At 39.6% G+C, this 16,032-nt stretch carries 9 protein-coding genes; 5 read left to right on the top strand and 4 right to left on the bottom strand.

All coding sequences use genetic code 11. The features are described from left to right. The first annotated feature begins 193 nt into the window (after positions 1-193). A complete protein-coding gene (locus ACSHXM_RS01825; protein WP_435687014.1) occupies positions 194-1,102 on the top strand; it encodes an alpha/beta hydrolase in 909 nt (302 codons plus the stop codon). Beyond that, on the top strand, positions 1,102-1,752 hold the full coding sequence (locus ACSHXM_RS01820) for a DsbA family oxidoreductase (protein WP_435687016.1): 651 nt from the start codon (positions 1,102-1,104) through the stop codon (positions 1,750-1,752). The genes ACSHXM_RS01825 and ACSHXM_RS01820 overlap by 1 nt, the downstream gene beginning before the upstream one ends. A gap of 71 nt (positions 1,753-1,823) precedes the next feature. Here ACSHXM_RS01820 and ACSHXM_RS01815 read toward each other — a convergent pair whose 3' ends face one another. The 3 genes from ACSHXM_RS01815 to gltB form a co-directional block, all read right to left on the bottom strand. Continuing rightward, positions 1,824-3,500, bottom strand: a complete 1,677-nt coding sequence (locus tag ACSHXM_RS01815) for a malectin domain-containing carbohydrate-binding protein (RefSeq protein ID WP_435687013.1) — start codon at positions 3,498-3,500, stop codon at positions 1,824-1,826. A 219-nt stretch (positions 3,501-3,719) separates the two neighbouring features. Beyond that, positions 3,720-5,135, bottom strand: coding sequence for an FAD-dependent oxidoreductase (locus tag ACSHXM_RS01810; RefSeq protein ID WP_435687012.1), 1,416 nt, complete (start codon positions 5,133-5,135; stop codon positions 3,720-3,722). 9 nt (positions 5,136-5,144) lie between these two features. Further along, positions 5,145-9,611 (bottom strand): glutamate synthase large subunit, encoded by a 4,467-nt coding sequence (gltB, locus tag ACSHXM_RS01805; RefSeq protein WP_435687011.1) that lies wholly within the window; start codon positions 9,609-9,611, stop codon positions 5,145-5,147. A 588-nt stretch (positions 9,612-10,199) separates the two neighbouring features. Here gltB and arcB point away from each other — a divergent pair. From arcB to galK, 3 genes are all read left to right on the top strand, one after another. Next, entirely contained in the window at positions 10,200-12,545 is a 2,346-nt protein-coding gene (arcB, locus tag ACSHXM_RS01800; RefSeq protein ID WP_435687010.1) for an aerobic respiration two-component sensor histidine kinase ArcB, read from the top strand. A gap of 79 nt (positions 12,546-12,624) precedes the next feature. Then, on the top strand, positions 12,625-13,674 hold the full coding sequence (locus ACSHXM_RS01795) for a UDP-glucose--hexose-1-phosphate uridylyltransferase (RefSeq protein ID WP_435687009.1): 1,050 nt from the start codon (positions 12,625-12,627) through the stop codon (positions 13,672-13,674). Between the two features lie 6 nt (positions 13,675-13,680). Then, entirely contained in the window at positions 13,681-14,844 is a 1,164-nt protein-coding gene (gene galK / locus ACSHXM_RS01790; RefSeq protein WP_435687008.1) for a galactokinase, read from the top strand. A 439-nt stretch (positions 14,845-15,283) separates the two neighbouring features. Here galK and ACSHXM_RS01785 read toward each other — a convergent pair whose 3' ends face one another. Next, the gene (locus tag ACSHXM_RS01785; protein WP_435687007.1) at positions 15,284-16,009 is read right to left on the bottom strand and encodes a hypothetical protein; all 726 of its coding nucleotides are present in this window, start codon (positions 16,007-16,009) and stop codon (positions 15,284-15,286) included. Between the last annotated feature and the right edge of the window lie 23 nt (positions 16,010-16,032).

The following is a 16,032-nucleotide window of genomic DNA, read 5'->3' as shown; positions in this document are numbered from 1 at the left end:
CCATAGGGTTTCGTCAGTCAGAAGAGTATCAAGAATGGAAATCTTTACTTCATCACTTTTACGACCCTTTTCCTGATGTAGAGCATTATCGTTTAGTGGAGTTTAACCGTTAAATTCGTCAAGTTAACTAGATGTAGGTGCAGTTTTATGTTTTTGCCTGAATAATAATAAGTGCATATTTTAGGGGGATTTCATGATCAATCGAATTAAACTTTATTGGTTTGTAGCATTACTAATAAGTATTCAATTGCAAGCAAAGCCAGTTGCTTGGGAAAAGCTGCAAGGTTTAGGACAGGTAGAATATTTTGAATTAAAGAACGCCCATAAAACTAAAAACAATCTGCCGTATCATATTTTTGTACGTTTACCAGAAGAGTATCATCAAGATAAACAGCAACAGTTTCCAGTTTTATACCTTACCGATGGCGGCACTAATTTCCCTCTGTTCGCTGCTAATTATACGCATCTAAGGTGGATGGATGATATTCCTCCAATGATAGTAGTAGGGATAAGTTACGGTACTCATGACTGGAAAAAAGGAAACGATAGAAGCCATGATTTCACTGTGCCTTCGAAAGAACGAGATCATTGGGGAGGAGCGCAAGTATTTGAGCAGTTTTTTATCGATTATTTAATGCCGACTATAAATAATAAGTATAGAGTTCAGACAGATAAACAAATATTGTATGGTCAGTCTCTAGGCGGACAATTTGGTCTTTATTCAAGTATGTATGGCAAAGTACCATTTTATGGTGTGATTGCCAGTAACCCAGCCTTACATCGAAATTTGCAGTATTTTAAACAACCTTTACGGGCTCGAAAAAATAGACCCAAGGTGTTCGTGTCTTTGGCAGAATTTGACGCGAAACAATACAAAGAGCCGGCTGAAAACTGGCTCGATTTCTGGCAAAAACAACCACAAGTGTGGCCAGACAAAATATCTAGGTTGGCTGCTCATAATCACTTATCAGCCACGCCAGATGCGATACGAAATGGACTTGTGTGGTTGTTTGACGAATCCTCTAGCACCTCAGGCAATGTAACGCACATTGATAACACGCCCATTAAGAACACACCAATCAATAACAGCACAGGTAAATGATGAAAACTCAGTTAACCATTGATCTTGTATCAGATGTATCTTGTCCTTGGTGCATTATTGGTTACAAAGCTCTGGAGCAAGCTTTGCAAAATCTAGCACCCGAAATTCAAGCTAAGATTACATGGCAGCCGTTTGAGTTAAACCCCAATATGCCACCAGAAGGCCAGGAAATCGTTGAACATTTAACCCAAAAGTATTCGATAAGCGAGCAACAAGCTGAACAAAATCGACAAACTATAATACAACGAGGCGTGAGTGTAGGTTACGAATTTGGTGTCAGAGGTGGCGGCCGAATTTACAATACCTTTGACGCCCATAGGTTATTACATTGGGCTGATGAAATAGGAAAACAAACTGAGTTAAAACTTGCCTTGTTCGATTTATATTTTCAGGAAGAAGGTAATCCTAGTGATCACCAACAGCTTATAGCTGTGGTGGATAAATTGGGGTTAGATGTTGAAAAAGCGCATAGTATTTTAGCGTCAGATGCTTTCACTGAAAAGGTGAGAAAACAGCAACAACATTACCAAGCTGCAGGTATCAGTTCAGTACCTGCTGTTATCGTTAATAACAAACATTTGATCAGTGGAGGCCAACCCGCTGAGGTATTTGAGAAAGCCTTAAAACAAATAGCGCAGAACGAGTTATAGGTCTATTTAGAATATTAGAGCAACATAGGCAGCTCTAATTTAATGGGCGTTGATATTTGATCAAACACAAGTTAAGGCTCTCTATCTGATTCTGGCGTGGCAAGATCTTGTGCTTTAGATTTAGTCACATTGTTTGTTTCGTTACCGTCCCTAAATAATACAAACCTATCGATAGCGTGGTAATCAGAACGATTGGCTATTTCTATTTCATATTCTCCAGCCTTTTCGAATTCTGCAAAAATGGTGTGTCCGTCACTATCACTAGTAAAGGTTGACCATTTCCATTGGTCGATAGGAGACCCTGAACGATATACTTTAAAGTAACCTAACACCGCTTCTCCAGCTAAAGTTCTGCCAGAAGGTGTACATTTATTTTCAGGTGCGAGTTGTTTTGGACACACGATATTAGTGCCTTTTTGTCCGTAAAATTTATCAGCATGAATTTTTAAGTAACTATCGTTATGTTCGGTTGAAGGAACACCTTCTTTGGTGATTAAGTTACGCCATTGGAATTGATATTTACCAGGGTTATTGATTTTAATTCTTACGTTAATGATCTCTTTTACATTGCTAGGTTTCCAAGCGGCCTGGGCTGCTAACATATTGAGATAACCGGCTCCGGCGGCATCTCGGCCTGTTTCAAATTTCCAACCTTGTGGATGATCAGTTGATTCCATTTCAACCACTAACAAGCCATCTTTTTCAACAAACATGCCGCCATCAATTTTTATTGGAGTTTCGGAAGGCACAGGGGGAGGTGGTGGCAAGGCACAACCGTTATCGTCAATTTCTGCTCCTTCATTTGTACCTAAACATTTGTCATCGAAGTTTAAAATACTGTCTGAATCTTCATCATCCCAAGCATTTAAAAGCCGTTGGATTGAATACGCATTTATTGTGGCATTTTCAATAATGCCCTTTAAAGAAATGTTGAGTTCTCCATCACTGATTTCCACTGCTTCTTGTTGGATTGTATAAGCTGACATAAAGCCGACTTCGGCAAATATGTCTACATCATCGGCAATCAAGTTATCTTCAATGGACACGTCAAATAAACGGGCCCCGCGGCCATCTCGTGTGGTGCCGTTAAACCAAATTTCGGCAAAGTGCAGGTTAACTAAGTAACTGCCATTTGAAACTGTATGGGCTAAATCTATGTTGGCTTGAGAAAGTTCACGAGTGTATAAGCTATCGAATTCGGTGTTAGCTATGTCAGCATCCGCTGCAATATCTATCCATCCGCCTTCTTTGGCAAGATAAGCTATTCCCCCTATGTTGTTTGTTGAGTTCAATTCATATGGTGCATTCTCATGAACATAATTAACCGCTGCATAAGTTGCTAAATATTCCCCATCTTGCCTAAAAGACATATTAATTTTTTGTTCTTTATTATCCACTATGCCTGTTAGCGAAATCTCGTGGTGGCCAATGGGTAACTGAGCTAATTGGCTGGTATTAGTGGCAGTAAATTCAAAAGGAGAGGTGCTAATTGTGGCTATGTCTTCGCCGTTTAAGGTTAAGGTGGCTCTGCTTAAATCAGCTGATTTAGCTGTTATCACTAAACTTTCATTACTTCCTACTAACGCTCCTTCAGTCAAACCTGAAACCGACAGTGGTTCTATCGTTTTAGCTGGTGTTGTTGTATTAGTTTGGGGAGTAGAGGAAGAGCCGCCCCCACACGCTGATAAAAGTAAACAACTAGAGGTAAAAATAGAAAAGCTAAGTGTTTTGGGCTGAGTATTGAGCAAGATTATATTCCCTTATGACTTTGAACTAACATTAGTATTAAAATATATTAATACAATTCGAATAGGGCATTAACCTTACCAATTCGATACATAACTTCAAGTTTAAGTTAAATATAATTAGATGTTTTTGTATATAAACTACATGTTTGATAGTCAGGATCTAAAAAGGGACCTACTTTTTACAGTTAGATCCCTTTTTAATCTTCAATACAAAATGGTTTAGACGTTCAAGTAGTCCATTATGCCTTCAGCTGCTACTCGGCCTTCGTCAATGGCGGTTACCACTAAGTCAGAACCACGTACCATGTCACCACCAGAGAAAATCTGAGGGTTAGATGTTTGAAAAGCAAACTTTCCATTTCTAGGTGCACGAACACGGCCTTTTTCATCTAAGATGATACCGTAATCAGCAAACCAAGGTGCTGGACTTGGTTGGAAACCAAAAGCGATAATTACCGCATCAGCTTCAAGTACATGTTCAGAACCTTCAATCACGACTGGACGACGACGACCTTCTGCATCCGGTTGTCCCATCTCAGTTTTAACCATTTTCACACCAATCGTTTCGCCTTTGTCATTCACGGCTATGTCTAGTGGCATAAGGTTAAACTCGAAGTTAACACCTTCTTCACGAGCATTGACAACTTCACGACGAGAGCCTGGCATGCTTGCTTCATCACGACGGTAAGCACAAGTTACATCTGTGGCACCTTGACGAATCGCAGTTCGAACACAATCCATAGTGGTATCACCACCACCTAGAACGACTACCTTTTTGTCTTTCATATCAACAAAATCGGTAGGTGATTTTTCTAGTTTTAATTCACGATTAACGTTTGCGATTAAATAAGGAAGTGCTTCATACACACCCGGTGCTTTTTCGTTGTCGAAACCACCTTGCATTGGTTTGTAAGTACCCATGCCTAAGAATACGGCGTCGTACTCATCTAGCAGATCTTGGAACGGAATGTCCTTACCAATTTCAGTGTTAAGTACAAATTCAATCCCCATTTCTGCAAAGATTTCGTGACGAAGTGACATTACGTCTTTTTCTAATTTGAATGATGGAATGCCAAATGTTAATAAGCCGCCAATTTTTTCGTATTTATCAAAAACAACCGGTTTAACACCATTTCGAACAAGAATATCTGCACAACCTAAACCAGCAGGTCCGGCACCGATTATCGCTACCTTCTTGTCGGTTTTGACAACTTTAGACATATCTGGACGCCAGCCTTGTTTAAAAGCTGTGTCTGTAATGTACTTTTCAATACTACCAATTGTCACAGCACCAAAGTCGTCATTCAGAGTACATGCGCCTTCACACAAACGATCTTGTGGACAAACACGACCACATACTTCTGGCAATGTATTGGTTTTGCTTGATAACTCAGCTGCTTCAAAAATACGTCCCTCATTGGCTAGTTTTAACCACTGCGGGATATAGTTATGTACTGGGCATTTCCATTCACAATAAGGGTTACCACAATCTAAGCAACGGTCAGCTTGACCTGCTACTTGGGTGTCACTCATCGGCTGATATATTTCAGCAAATTCTTCTTTCCTGATGTGAGACGGCTTTTTTGGTGGATCAATACGTTCTACATCAACGAACTGGTATACATTATTAGACATGATACCCCCTTATTGCACTTGAACACGTAGTTCGGCAGAAGACCGACTAATGTGACCAAGTAAATTTTTAACATCACTGGTTTTAGGTTTAACCAGTCTAAACTTAGGTAAGAACTCAGCAAAGTTGCTCAAAATATTATGAGCATGCTCACTACCTGTTTCTTCGTAATGCTGGTTGATTAGACCGCGTAAGTGTTCCGTTAAAATAGCTTTGTCGCCAATTGTCATAGCTTCAACTAAATCACCGTTTACACGTTGGTCTATATCACCTTGTTCATCAAGAATATAAGCAAAACCACCTGTCATACCTGCACCAAAGTTAACACCCGTGCGGCCTAACACAGCAACGATTCCGCCAGTCATGTATTCACAACCATTGTCACCGATACCTTCAACTACAGCGATTGCACCAGAGTTACGTACGGCAAAACGTTCACCGGCTAAACCTGCTGCAAATAATTTACCGCCAGTTGCACCGTATAAACACGTATTACCAGCAATAACACTTTCATTCGATTTGAAACTTACACCTTTAGGTGGATGAATAACCAGTTTACCGCCTGCCATGCCTTTACCGACATAATCGTTGGCATCACCAGCAATGGTCATTTCTAAACCACCTGCATTCCATACCCCAAAACTTTGACCAGCTGTGCCTTTAAAGTTTAGTTTAATCGGTTGCTCGTCCATACCACGGTTGCCATGATTTTGAGCGATAAGGCCAGAAATAATCGCACCTACAGAACGGTCAGTGTTACGAATGTCGTAATTAAATACACCACCGGTTTTGTTTTCGACTGCAGACTGTAAATCAGTTAATAATTGCTGATTTAAGTCACCTTTATCAGCAGGTTCGTTGTTTTCTTGGCTACAGAATAACTTGGTATGATCGCCTTCTTCTGGTTTAGCCAATATAGGACTAAGATCCAATTTATTCTGCTTAGCAGTCACACCATCAAGTACTTTTAATAAATCGGTACGACCTATCAGGTCATCCAACTTACTTACACCTAGCGAAGCCATGATTTCACGCACTTCTTGGGCAACAAACTTAAAGTAGTTCATGACCATTTCAGGTAAACCAATAAAATGGTTGTCCCTTAGATTTTCGTCTTGTGTTGCAATACCTGTCGCACAGTTATTTAAGTGACAAATTCGTAGGTATTTACAGCCTAGTGCCACCATAGGGCCAGTACCAAAACCAAAGCTTTCAGCACCTAAAATAGCGCCTTTAACAACATCTAAGCCGGTTTTTAATCCGCCGTCTGTTTGTACGCGTACTTTATGACGTAGGCCATTACTAACAAGTGCTTGTTGAGTCTCAGCTAAGCCAAGCTCCCAAGGACTACCTGCATATTTTACAGATGTTAATGGACTTGCGCCTGTTCCGCCGTCATATCCTGAAATAGTGATTAAATCAGCATAAGCTTTTGCTACACCACAGGCGATAGTACCAACGCCTGGTTCAGATACTAGTTTCACTGAGATTAGGGCAGTTGGATTAACTTGTTTTAAGTCAAATATAAGCTGAGCCAAATCTTCGATAGAATAAATATCGTGATGTGGTGGAGGTGAAATCAGTGTGACACCTGGCACTGAGTGACGAAGTTCAGCAATGTAAGCATTGACTTTATCACCAGGCAATTGGCCACCTTCACCAGGTTTTGCACCTTGAGCGACTTTAATTTGTAGAATTTTAGCGTTAACTAAGTAATGAGGCGTCACACCAAAACGACCAGAGGCTATTTGTTTGATGTTTGAGTTTTTCTCATTACCAAAACGTTTAACGTCTTCACCACCTTCACCTGAGTTAGAGTTACCACCCAAACGGTTCATGGCTATAGCTAGCGCTTCATGTGCTTCAGGGCTTAACGCGCCAATCGACATAGCTGCAGTATCAAAACGTTTGTAAAGACTATCTGCTGATTCTACTTCATTAATAGAAATTGCATCTGATTCAGGATTTAAAGCTAATAAATCACGGAAACAAGCAATTGGACGGTCGTTGACTAATGCGCTGTATTTTTCATAATCTGAGTAATTACCACTGACTACTGCTTTTTGTAGAGTAGTGACAACGTCTGGGTTATACGAGTGGTACTCTTCACCATGTACATATTTTAACAGTCCGCCATGATTTAACGGTTTACGTTTTAACCATGCTACACGGTTTAGGTTGATTTGGTCTTGCTCGAAGTCTTCAAATCCAGCCCCTTGAATACGGCTTGGAACACCCTTAAAACAAGTTTCCATCACTGCGTCATTGATACCGACTGCTTCAAATAATTTCGAACAACGGTAGCTTGCAATGGTTGAAATACCCATTTTAGACATGATCTTATAAAGACCTTTATTAATGCCTTTGCGGTAATTCATTATAGCTTGTAATGGTGTCTGCTCGATTTGTCCCGATTCACACATCTGCTCAATAATTTCATAAGCAAGGAAAGGATAAATAGCGGTTGCACCTAAGCCTAATAAAACAGCGTAATGGTGTGGGTCGCGTACTGAAGCTGTTTCAACAACGATGTTGGCATCACAACGTAAGCCTTTGTCGACCAAGCGTTTTTGAACCGCACCTACAGCCATAGCTGCTGGAATAGGAATTAATGAAGGTTTAATACCACGGTCAGATAAGATTACAAATGCTGCACGTTTGTGGTTAACCAAATGTTCTACTTCATCACATACACGATTTAAGGCTTTTTTCAGACCTTCAGTTGGTTTGTAATTAAGCTCAACAAACTCTGCGTAGTAGTGCTGTGGGTCGTATTGACGTAATTGTTTTAGATCTGTGTATGTCATGACTGGAGAGTCAAACAATACACGGTCAGCGTAACCAGAAGTTTCGGTAAATACTGACTGCTCACGGCCAATACATGTCGCCAAAGACATAACGTGATTTTCGCGTAATGGATCGATTGGCGGGTTAGTTACCTGAGCAAATTGTTGACGGAAATAGTCGTAAATTGTTCGACTTTTGGTTGATAACACTGCCATTGGCGTGTCATCTCCCATGGAGCCCGTTGCTTCTTGGCCATCTTTAGCCAATACTTTAATAACCTGATCCATTTCTTCATAGCTAATATTATATTGCTTGAAGTATGTATTCATCGTGTCATCGTTGAACATGCGTTTGCCAATCTCAGGCGTTTCACTTTCTTCAATGGGCACTAAACGACGGATACTTTTATCTAACCACTCTTTATAAGGGTGGCGATTTTTTAAATCGTTATCAATTTCATTTGAACGCCAAATTTTACCTGTTTCAGTATCTACAGCTAACATTTCACCTGGCGCTACGCGACCTTTTTCTACAACGTCTTCAGGTGCATAATCCCAAATACCTACTTCTGAGGCTAAAGTAATTAAACCATCTTTAGTAATAACGTAACGAGCTGGGCGCAAACCGTTTCGATCTAGGTTACAAGCAGCATGGCGGCCATTTGTTAAAACGATACCTGCTGGGCCATCCCATGGTTCCATGTGCATGGAGTTAAATTCATAGAAGGCTTTTAAGTCTTCATCCATGGTTTTGTTATTTTGATAAGCGGGCGGCACTAATAAACGCATAGCACGGAATAAATCCATTCCGCCGGCTAAAAATACTTCTAACATGTTATCTAATGAAGAAGAATCTGAGCCAACTTCATTTACAAATGGTGCTGCATCGGCAAGATCGGGTAATAAAGGCGTTTTGAATTTTCCAGAACGAGCTTTAGCCCAGTCTCGGTTACCACGTATGGTGTTAATTTCACCATTATGCGCTAAAAACCTAAAAGGCTGAGCCAGAGGCCAGCGAGGTAATGTATTGGTTGAGAAACGTTGGTGGAAAACACAAATAGAAGACTTCATGTTTTCATCGGCTAAATCTAAATAGAATTTAGGTAAGTCACCAGCCATGACAAGTCCTTTATAGACAGTCACAGTATTAGACATACTCGCAATGTAAAACTCAGGATCGTTTTCAAGACGTTTTTCAATACGGCGACGAGCCATAAATAATCGACGTCCTAAATCTTCAGATCTCCAACCTAGAGGAGCGTTGATAAAAACTTGTTCAATCTGAGGTACACAGCTAGCCGCTAAATCACCTAAGATAGAATCATCTGTAGGCACAACTCGCCAACCCACTAAAGCTAGGGTTTCTTTTTGTAACTCTTCACTGATAACCTGACGTGCTTCTGCAGCTAATGTTTTGTCTGGGTTTAGGAATATCATTCCAACGCCATACTTTTTACTAAGCTTCCAGTCGTTGTCAGACGCTACTTTTTGAAAGAAAGCATCAGGTTTTTGTAATAATAGTCCACAGCCATCACCGGTTATGCCATCAGCGGCTATGCCGCCTCTATGTTGCATACGGTCAAGACCTTCAATAGCGGTGCTGACTAATTTGTGACTTGGTTCGCCTTGAGTATGGGCAATTAAACCAAAACCACAGTTATCCTTCGAATCATTAGGATGATATAAATTCATTAATGTAAACTCCTTCAACCGTCGACTGGGCGAGTGTAATTTTTGCTGCTACTTAACATCAAAGGTGCGTGTAAAAACGCGATTTGGCTTCTTGCCTAACCCGATGCTTTTTCTTCGTATTTTTTATTGGGAATGCCAGCCGACTATCGAATATTTATACTAAGCAGGTCGTGTAAAATACCGAGTATCAAATTATAAATCAAATTTCATATTAATATGAATTAAAGAAAAAACAAATTTAATATGATTTTATTGATTAAAGTCAATAAAAATCAGTATGTTAATGTGTTTTCTTGTCTTAGTTATAAGCTATGTAAAAAACTGCATTTCAACTAATAAATGTGATCAAAAGGTTAATAAATAGAGTTATTTTTGTTGTCGCGATAAGTTTAATTAGAATAATTATCCACTTTTTGTGCATAAGTAGTGTTTTTGGCTATAGCTTATTTTCTTTAAATTGACGGGAAGTTTTGATCCTAAGGACATTCTTGTTAGCATGTCGCCGCTTAAATGATTTTGGTTGTATATTAGTCAACGTAAATGGCCAGTCATATAAAAGATAATTCGACTATTTTGAGACTCTTAATTATGCCAGAAAATACTCCGTTAGATCCTTGGGTAATCCGCTTTGCAAAATTTATTATTCGTTTTGGAGCTGTAAAGGCTAGTTTGCTGTTTGTTGTTTTTACCTTGATTTTTACTTTTCTAGGGACCTACGTTTTACGTGTTTGGCTAGATGGTGGGGTGCAAACTCAAGATTTTATCGGTGCCACTATCCTGTCTTTGCTGAGTGCCCCTTGGGTGTTATGGTTTTTTAGTGAGCTAGTCAAACAATTAGAACAGTCTAGGCTCAGATTAAAAGACGCAGTAGCGCAGTTAGAAAAGCTTCGTGAAGAAGACGAGTTACTTAATCGAACTTTACAAAACAATATCAAACAATTAAATCACGAAATAGAACAACGTAAAAACGCGCAATTAGAGCGCGAGAATATGTTTACTGATCTAGAACGGGAAATCGAAGACAAGTCAGAAAAAGAACAACAAGCATTAAGGTCGTCAACACTTTTACGTTCAATCATAGATGCTTCGCCAGATCTTATCTATTATCGAAATGAAGAAGGACAATTTGCTGGCTGTAACCGCGTTGCAGAGCAAATGACCGGTAAAACCGAACAGGAATTAATGGGACTCACCCCTCACCAAGTATATGACGAAGAGTTGGCCAGCCAAGTCGTGGCCAGTGACCACGATGTACTTGAGAATAACATGAGTATTACTGAAGAACTGTGGCTACGTTTTTCAGATGGAAAATTGCGTTATTTTGAAATGCGTAAAGTACCTTTCCATAGTGCAGATAACGAGAGATTGGGTTTGCTGGCTTTTGGTCGTGATATTACCGAACGTAAACAAGCTGAAAATGCGGTAGCCAAAGCAAGTAAAGACAAAACTAAGTTTATTGCCACTATTAGTCATGAGTTACGAACACCGCTAAATGGCATCGTAGGTTTGAGTCGAATGTTGCGAGATACCAAGCTTACCAATGAGCAATTTTCTTGGGTGAGTACCATTTACGCCAGTGGTATTACCTTAGGAAATATATTTAATGACATAATTGACTTAGATCGCCTAGATAGAGATAGGTTAGAATTATCTTTAAAGACTGTATCTATTAGAGACTTCACTCAAGAGTTAGGAAGTATTATAGATTTATTGGCTAAAGATAAGGATTTAGCTTTTGAGGCGACTATCAATGATCCTTTGCCTGCATTAGTAGAGGTTGATGGTACTCGACTAAGGCAAACCTTGTGGAACTTGTTGTTTAATGCTGTGAAATTTACTCAAAAGGGTAAAGTTTCCTTAGAAGTATCAGCAGAATCAATTGATTCCCAGAACAGCATGGTGACCTTTAAAGTTTGCGATACTGGTGTTGGGATCCCTGCAGAAGATCTAGAAAAGATTTTTGCAATGTATTATCAAGTTGATTTACCAGAACATCAAAGTGCAACGGGCACAGGAATTGGCCTCGCTATTTGTCAGCAAATGGTGTCATTGATGAATGGTAAGATTAACGTTAGCAGTGTGATGGGTGAAGGCACTTGTTTTACTGTTAATTTACCCTTGGCGATTAGTCAAAAGCCATTACAGGTAGAAGAACTAAAAGTTACTGGCTTAGAAATTTTATTAGTTGAAGATATTGAGCTGAATGTGATGGTGGCGAAAGCCCTATTGGAAAAGTTGGGGCAAAATGTCGATGTAGCTATGACGGGCCAAGAAGCTATAGATAAAGCTAGGGACAAGGATTACGATCTCATTTTGTTAGACATACAATTGCCTGATATGACTGGCTTTGATGTGGCGAGAGTATTACATGATGAGAGTTTGGTTGAGCAGACAAGTATAGTTGCTCTTACTGCGAATGTTATTAAAACTCGACAAGAGTATTTAGACAATGGCATGGATGACGTAATTGCCAAACCAGTGAAAAAGAGTCGTATTATTGAAGTATTCAATAGCTTGTTTTGTGAACCAATATCTGAGCCTCACAGAACAGTTGAAGCGCCGAAAACTGGGCAATTAGAAGCTATTTTAGATTTAGAAATGTTACAGATGTTGGTGGATACCATTGGACATGAAATGGTAAGAACCAGTGTTGGTGTATTTCAGGATAATATACCTGAGTATTTAGAAATACTACAAGTCAGCCTGAGTGCTGATGAAAAAGATGAAGTCTGTTCTCAGGCTCATAAAATTAAAGGTGCGGCTGGTTCAGTTGGTTTAGCGAGAGTTCAGAAAATAGCCAATGAAATTCAGCAAGGTGATCACCCTGCTTGGTGGGAAAATGTTCACGACTGGGTTGAGCAGCTTAACGAAGCCGCGCACAAAGATTTAGAAAAGTTACACAGTTGGCTAAGCCAGCAAGATATTGACGATTAATACCCTATAAAACGACAGCTAAGTTTTGCGAAGATAAAGCAGCTGTTTTATTAATTATTTATTTTAGGTTGCACAGAAAATGTCTACATTTGACCCGATTGATCATTCACATCGTCGCCGTAATCCCCTAACAGGAGATTGGGTGTTGGTTTCTCCACACCGTGCCAAAAGGCCTTGGCAGGGCCAAGTAGAAAAACCTCAAGTCGCAGACAGTGTGGCTCATGATCCAAACTGTTACTTATGTTCGGGCAACACTCGGATAAATGGTGAAGTTAACCCTAAATATGAAGGAACCTTTGTATTTACCAACGACTTCGCAGCGTTAATGAAAGACACGCCAGAATCAGAACAATCTAATGATGATCTGTTTACCTTAGAAGCAGCAAAGGGAACCAGTCGTGTTATTTGTTTTTCGCCTGAACATAACAAAACCTTGCCTGAACTAACGTTACCAGCTTTGGAAGGTGTTATTCAGACTTGGCAGGAACAAGTGGCAGATTTATCTAAAGAATACGTGTGGGTGCAAGTGTTTGAAAATAAAGGCGCAGCCATGGGTTGTTCTAACCCACATCCTCATGGACAAGTTTGGGCAAATAACTTTGTGCCAAATGAAGTGGCAAAAGCAGAAAAGAGTCAAAAAGCTTATTTCGAAAAACATAACAGTTCTTTGTTACTAGATTACGCGCAAAAAGAATCAGCAGATGGCACACGCACAGTGGTTGAAACTGACCACTGGATTGCGGTTGTACCCTACTGGGCTGCATGGCCTTTTGAAACCTTACTTATGCCTAAGTTTGCTTGCCCAAGGTTGACAGATGTCAGCACCGAGCAAAGAGCTGACCTAGCCATAGCTTTGAAAAAATTAACTAGTCGTTATGACAATTTGTTCCAGTGTTCATTCCCCTATTCAATGGGCTGGCATGGTGCACCAAATAATTTAGATAATACGGATCATTGGCAAGTACATGCGCATTTTTATCCGCCTCTTTTACGTTCAGCTACCGTTCGCAAATTTATGGTGGGGTATGAAATGATGGCCGAACCACAACGTGACTTAACCGCAGAACAAGCCGCTGCGCGTTTACAAGAATTAAGCGATGTACATTACAATGAGTCAGCAGGAGAATAATTAATCATGGCTAATATTTCACAAACAATGCTGACTAAATTAGACGAAGTTTACACGAGTACGTTTGGTGCAGCACCTGCGCGTCATTTTCAAGCACCTGGCCGAGTAAATCTGATTGGTGAACATACTGATTATAATGATGGATTTGTTTTACCGTGTGCCATCGATTACCAAACTTTAGTGGCTGTTACCCCAAGAAACGATTCAACAGTGCGCGTAGTGGCAGCAGATTATGGCAATGAGCAAGATGAGTTTGACTTAGATACCGATATCCAAAGCCATCCAAGTCAACTTTGGAGCAACTATGTGCGTGGAGTTGTAAAACATCTCCAAATTCGTGGCCATAAGTTAAAAGGTGCGGATATTGCGATTACCGGTAATGTACCTCAAGGCGCAGGGTTAAGTTCTTCCGCTTCCCTAGAAGTGGCAATTGGTGAAACGTTCCGTCAACTGTATAACTTGTCTTTAAGCAAAGCTGATGTGGCTGTAAATGGTCAAGAAGCAGAAAATCAATTTGTAGGCTGTAATTGCGGCATCATGGACCAAATGGTGAGTTCTTGTGGTTCTGAATTGAATGCATTACTACTTGATTGTCGTTCATTAGAAACACAATTAATATCTATGCCTAAAGACTTATCAGTGATGATTATCAACTCAAACGTTAAACGTGGTTTGGTGGATAGTGAATACAATACTCGTCGTGAGCAGTGTGAAGAAGCGGCTAGTATTTTAGGCCTTAAAGCGCTGCGTGATATCAGTTTAGTTGACTTGCAAGCGAATAAAGACAAGTTATCTGAAGTGGTTTACCAACGTGCTCACCATGTAGTGTCTGAAAATGAACGCACCTTAAAAGCAGCCGATGCATTACGAGCTGGCGATGCAGCGTTATTGTCAAAACTGATGGCAGAGTCACATGCTTCAATGCGTGATGACTTTGAAATCACAGTACCTCCAATCGATTTTGTTGTGCAGACTTTGCATGACTATTTAGGTGACAAGGGCGGAGCACGTATGACTGGTGGTGGTTTTGGTGGTTGTATGGTGGCGTTAATGCCTCATGACATGGTTGATGGCGCTAAACAACTTATCGAAGATAAGTACCAAGCAGAAACCGGCTATAAAGAAACGATTTATATCTGCAGTGCTAGTGACGGCGCAGGTGAAGTGTAAAGTTTGATACTTAATGCCAATCCGCATTGGTATTAATCATGTTGTATTGATAAAAGGGGCACTGTGGTTTACGCAGTGTCCTTTTTAACTTTATGGCTCTAACAAGTTTAATCGGTAGAATATTCTCAACTAATTAGCCAAAAAAAAGCCCAGATAAAAATCTGGGCTAAAACACATACTAGGAACACACATAAAATTAAACACACGCTAAGTATGACTGTGGTTTTTTAAGTAAGTTCAATAAGTCATACAAAAAACTAAATTAAATTTTTATCATTAATTTAGACAATAAGTATCATCACTCTCATTTAACAACACGCAAAAAAAAGCCCAGATAAAATCTAGGCTAAAACACATACTAGGAATACACACATAAATCTATAACACGCTAATTATGACCAGCTGTTTTTCTATTAGTTCAAAATTTATTAAATATATTTCAAATATTTTTAACAAGCTCAATTTTAGTGTCTTGCAGACGAGTTAAATCATCATGTAATAATGAAACCCAACGCTTGAAAACACGGCGCCAAGCCCTGTTTTGAGACGCTTTATTATTACTATCTATCATGAGTGATAAATTTCCGGGAATGTTCATAGAACCTATAGAGTTTACTTCCATTCCATCTTCTATTACCGCTATTAAGTCACCGGTTTGAGAATGTGCAATAACTGCTTGGAAAGTAATGGTACCGACTCCTTTTTCATCAGTAGAAGTGCCGACCGTGCCTAGACTTGCATCTTTATAACGCTTATTGTGAGGCATAAAATCTATTAACCTAAATTCAACAGCTAATACATTATTACCGCCTTTATTTGTCGGAGATAATCCGTCGTGTTCTGCAAATATTTTTTGGGCAAAATCATCAAAATATTGGCAAATGGCATCCATCTCTTTCCATGTAGAATCGTTCCAGCTATCACGTAGAGTTTTATCTGCATTTTTATTGATAGCCATTCGATCAAACTGCATTGGGAAAAAAATAACTTTATCGAATTGATTAAAATTCGCATCTTCAGCGATTACAAACCTATCGAAGTGTGAATTTTCAATCACCTTTAACTCAGATTGTGCAATAGGTGTAACATTTAAAGGAGCATAAGATTGGGAATTTGAGCAACTAGTTAATGTGATGACGAAGGCCATTATGCATATCTTGTACATTTTTAATTTCCTTATAGATAGAT

Source organism: Paraglaciecola sp. (assembly GCF_051252315.1).
GTDB lineage: Bacteria > Pseudomonadota > Gammaproteobacteria > Enterobacterales > Alteromonadaceae > Paraglaciecola.
Note: the sequence above shows the minus strand (reverse complement) of the source record. Positions and strands in the feature narration are given on the sequence as shown.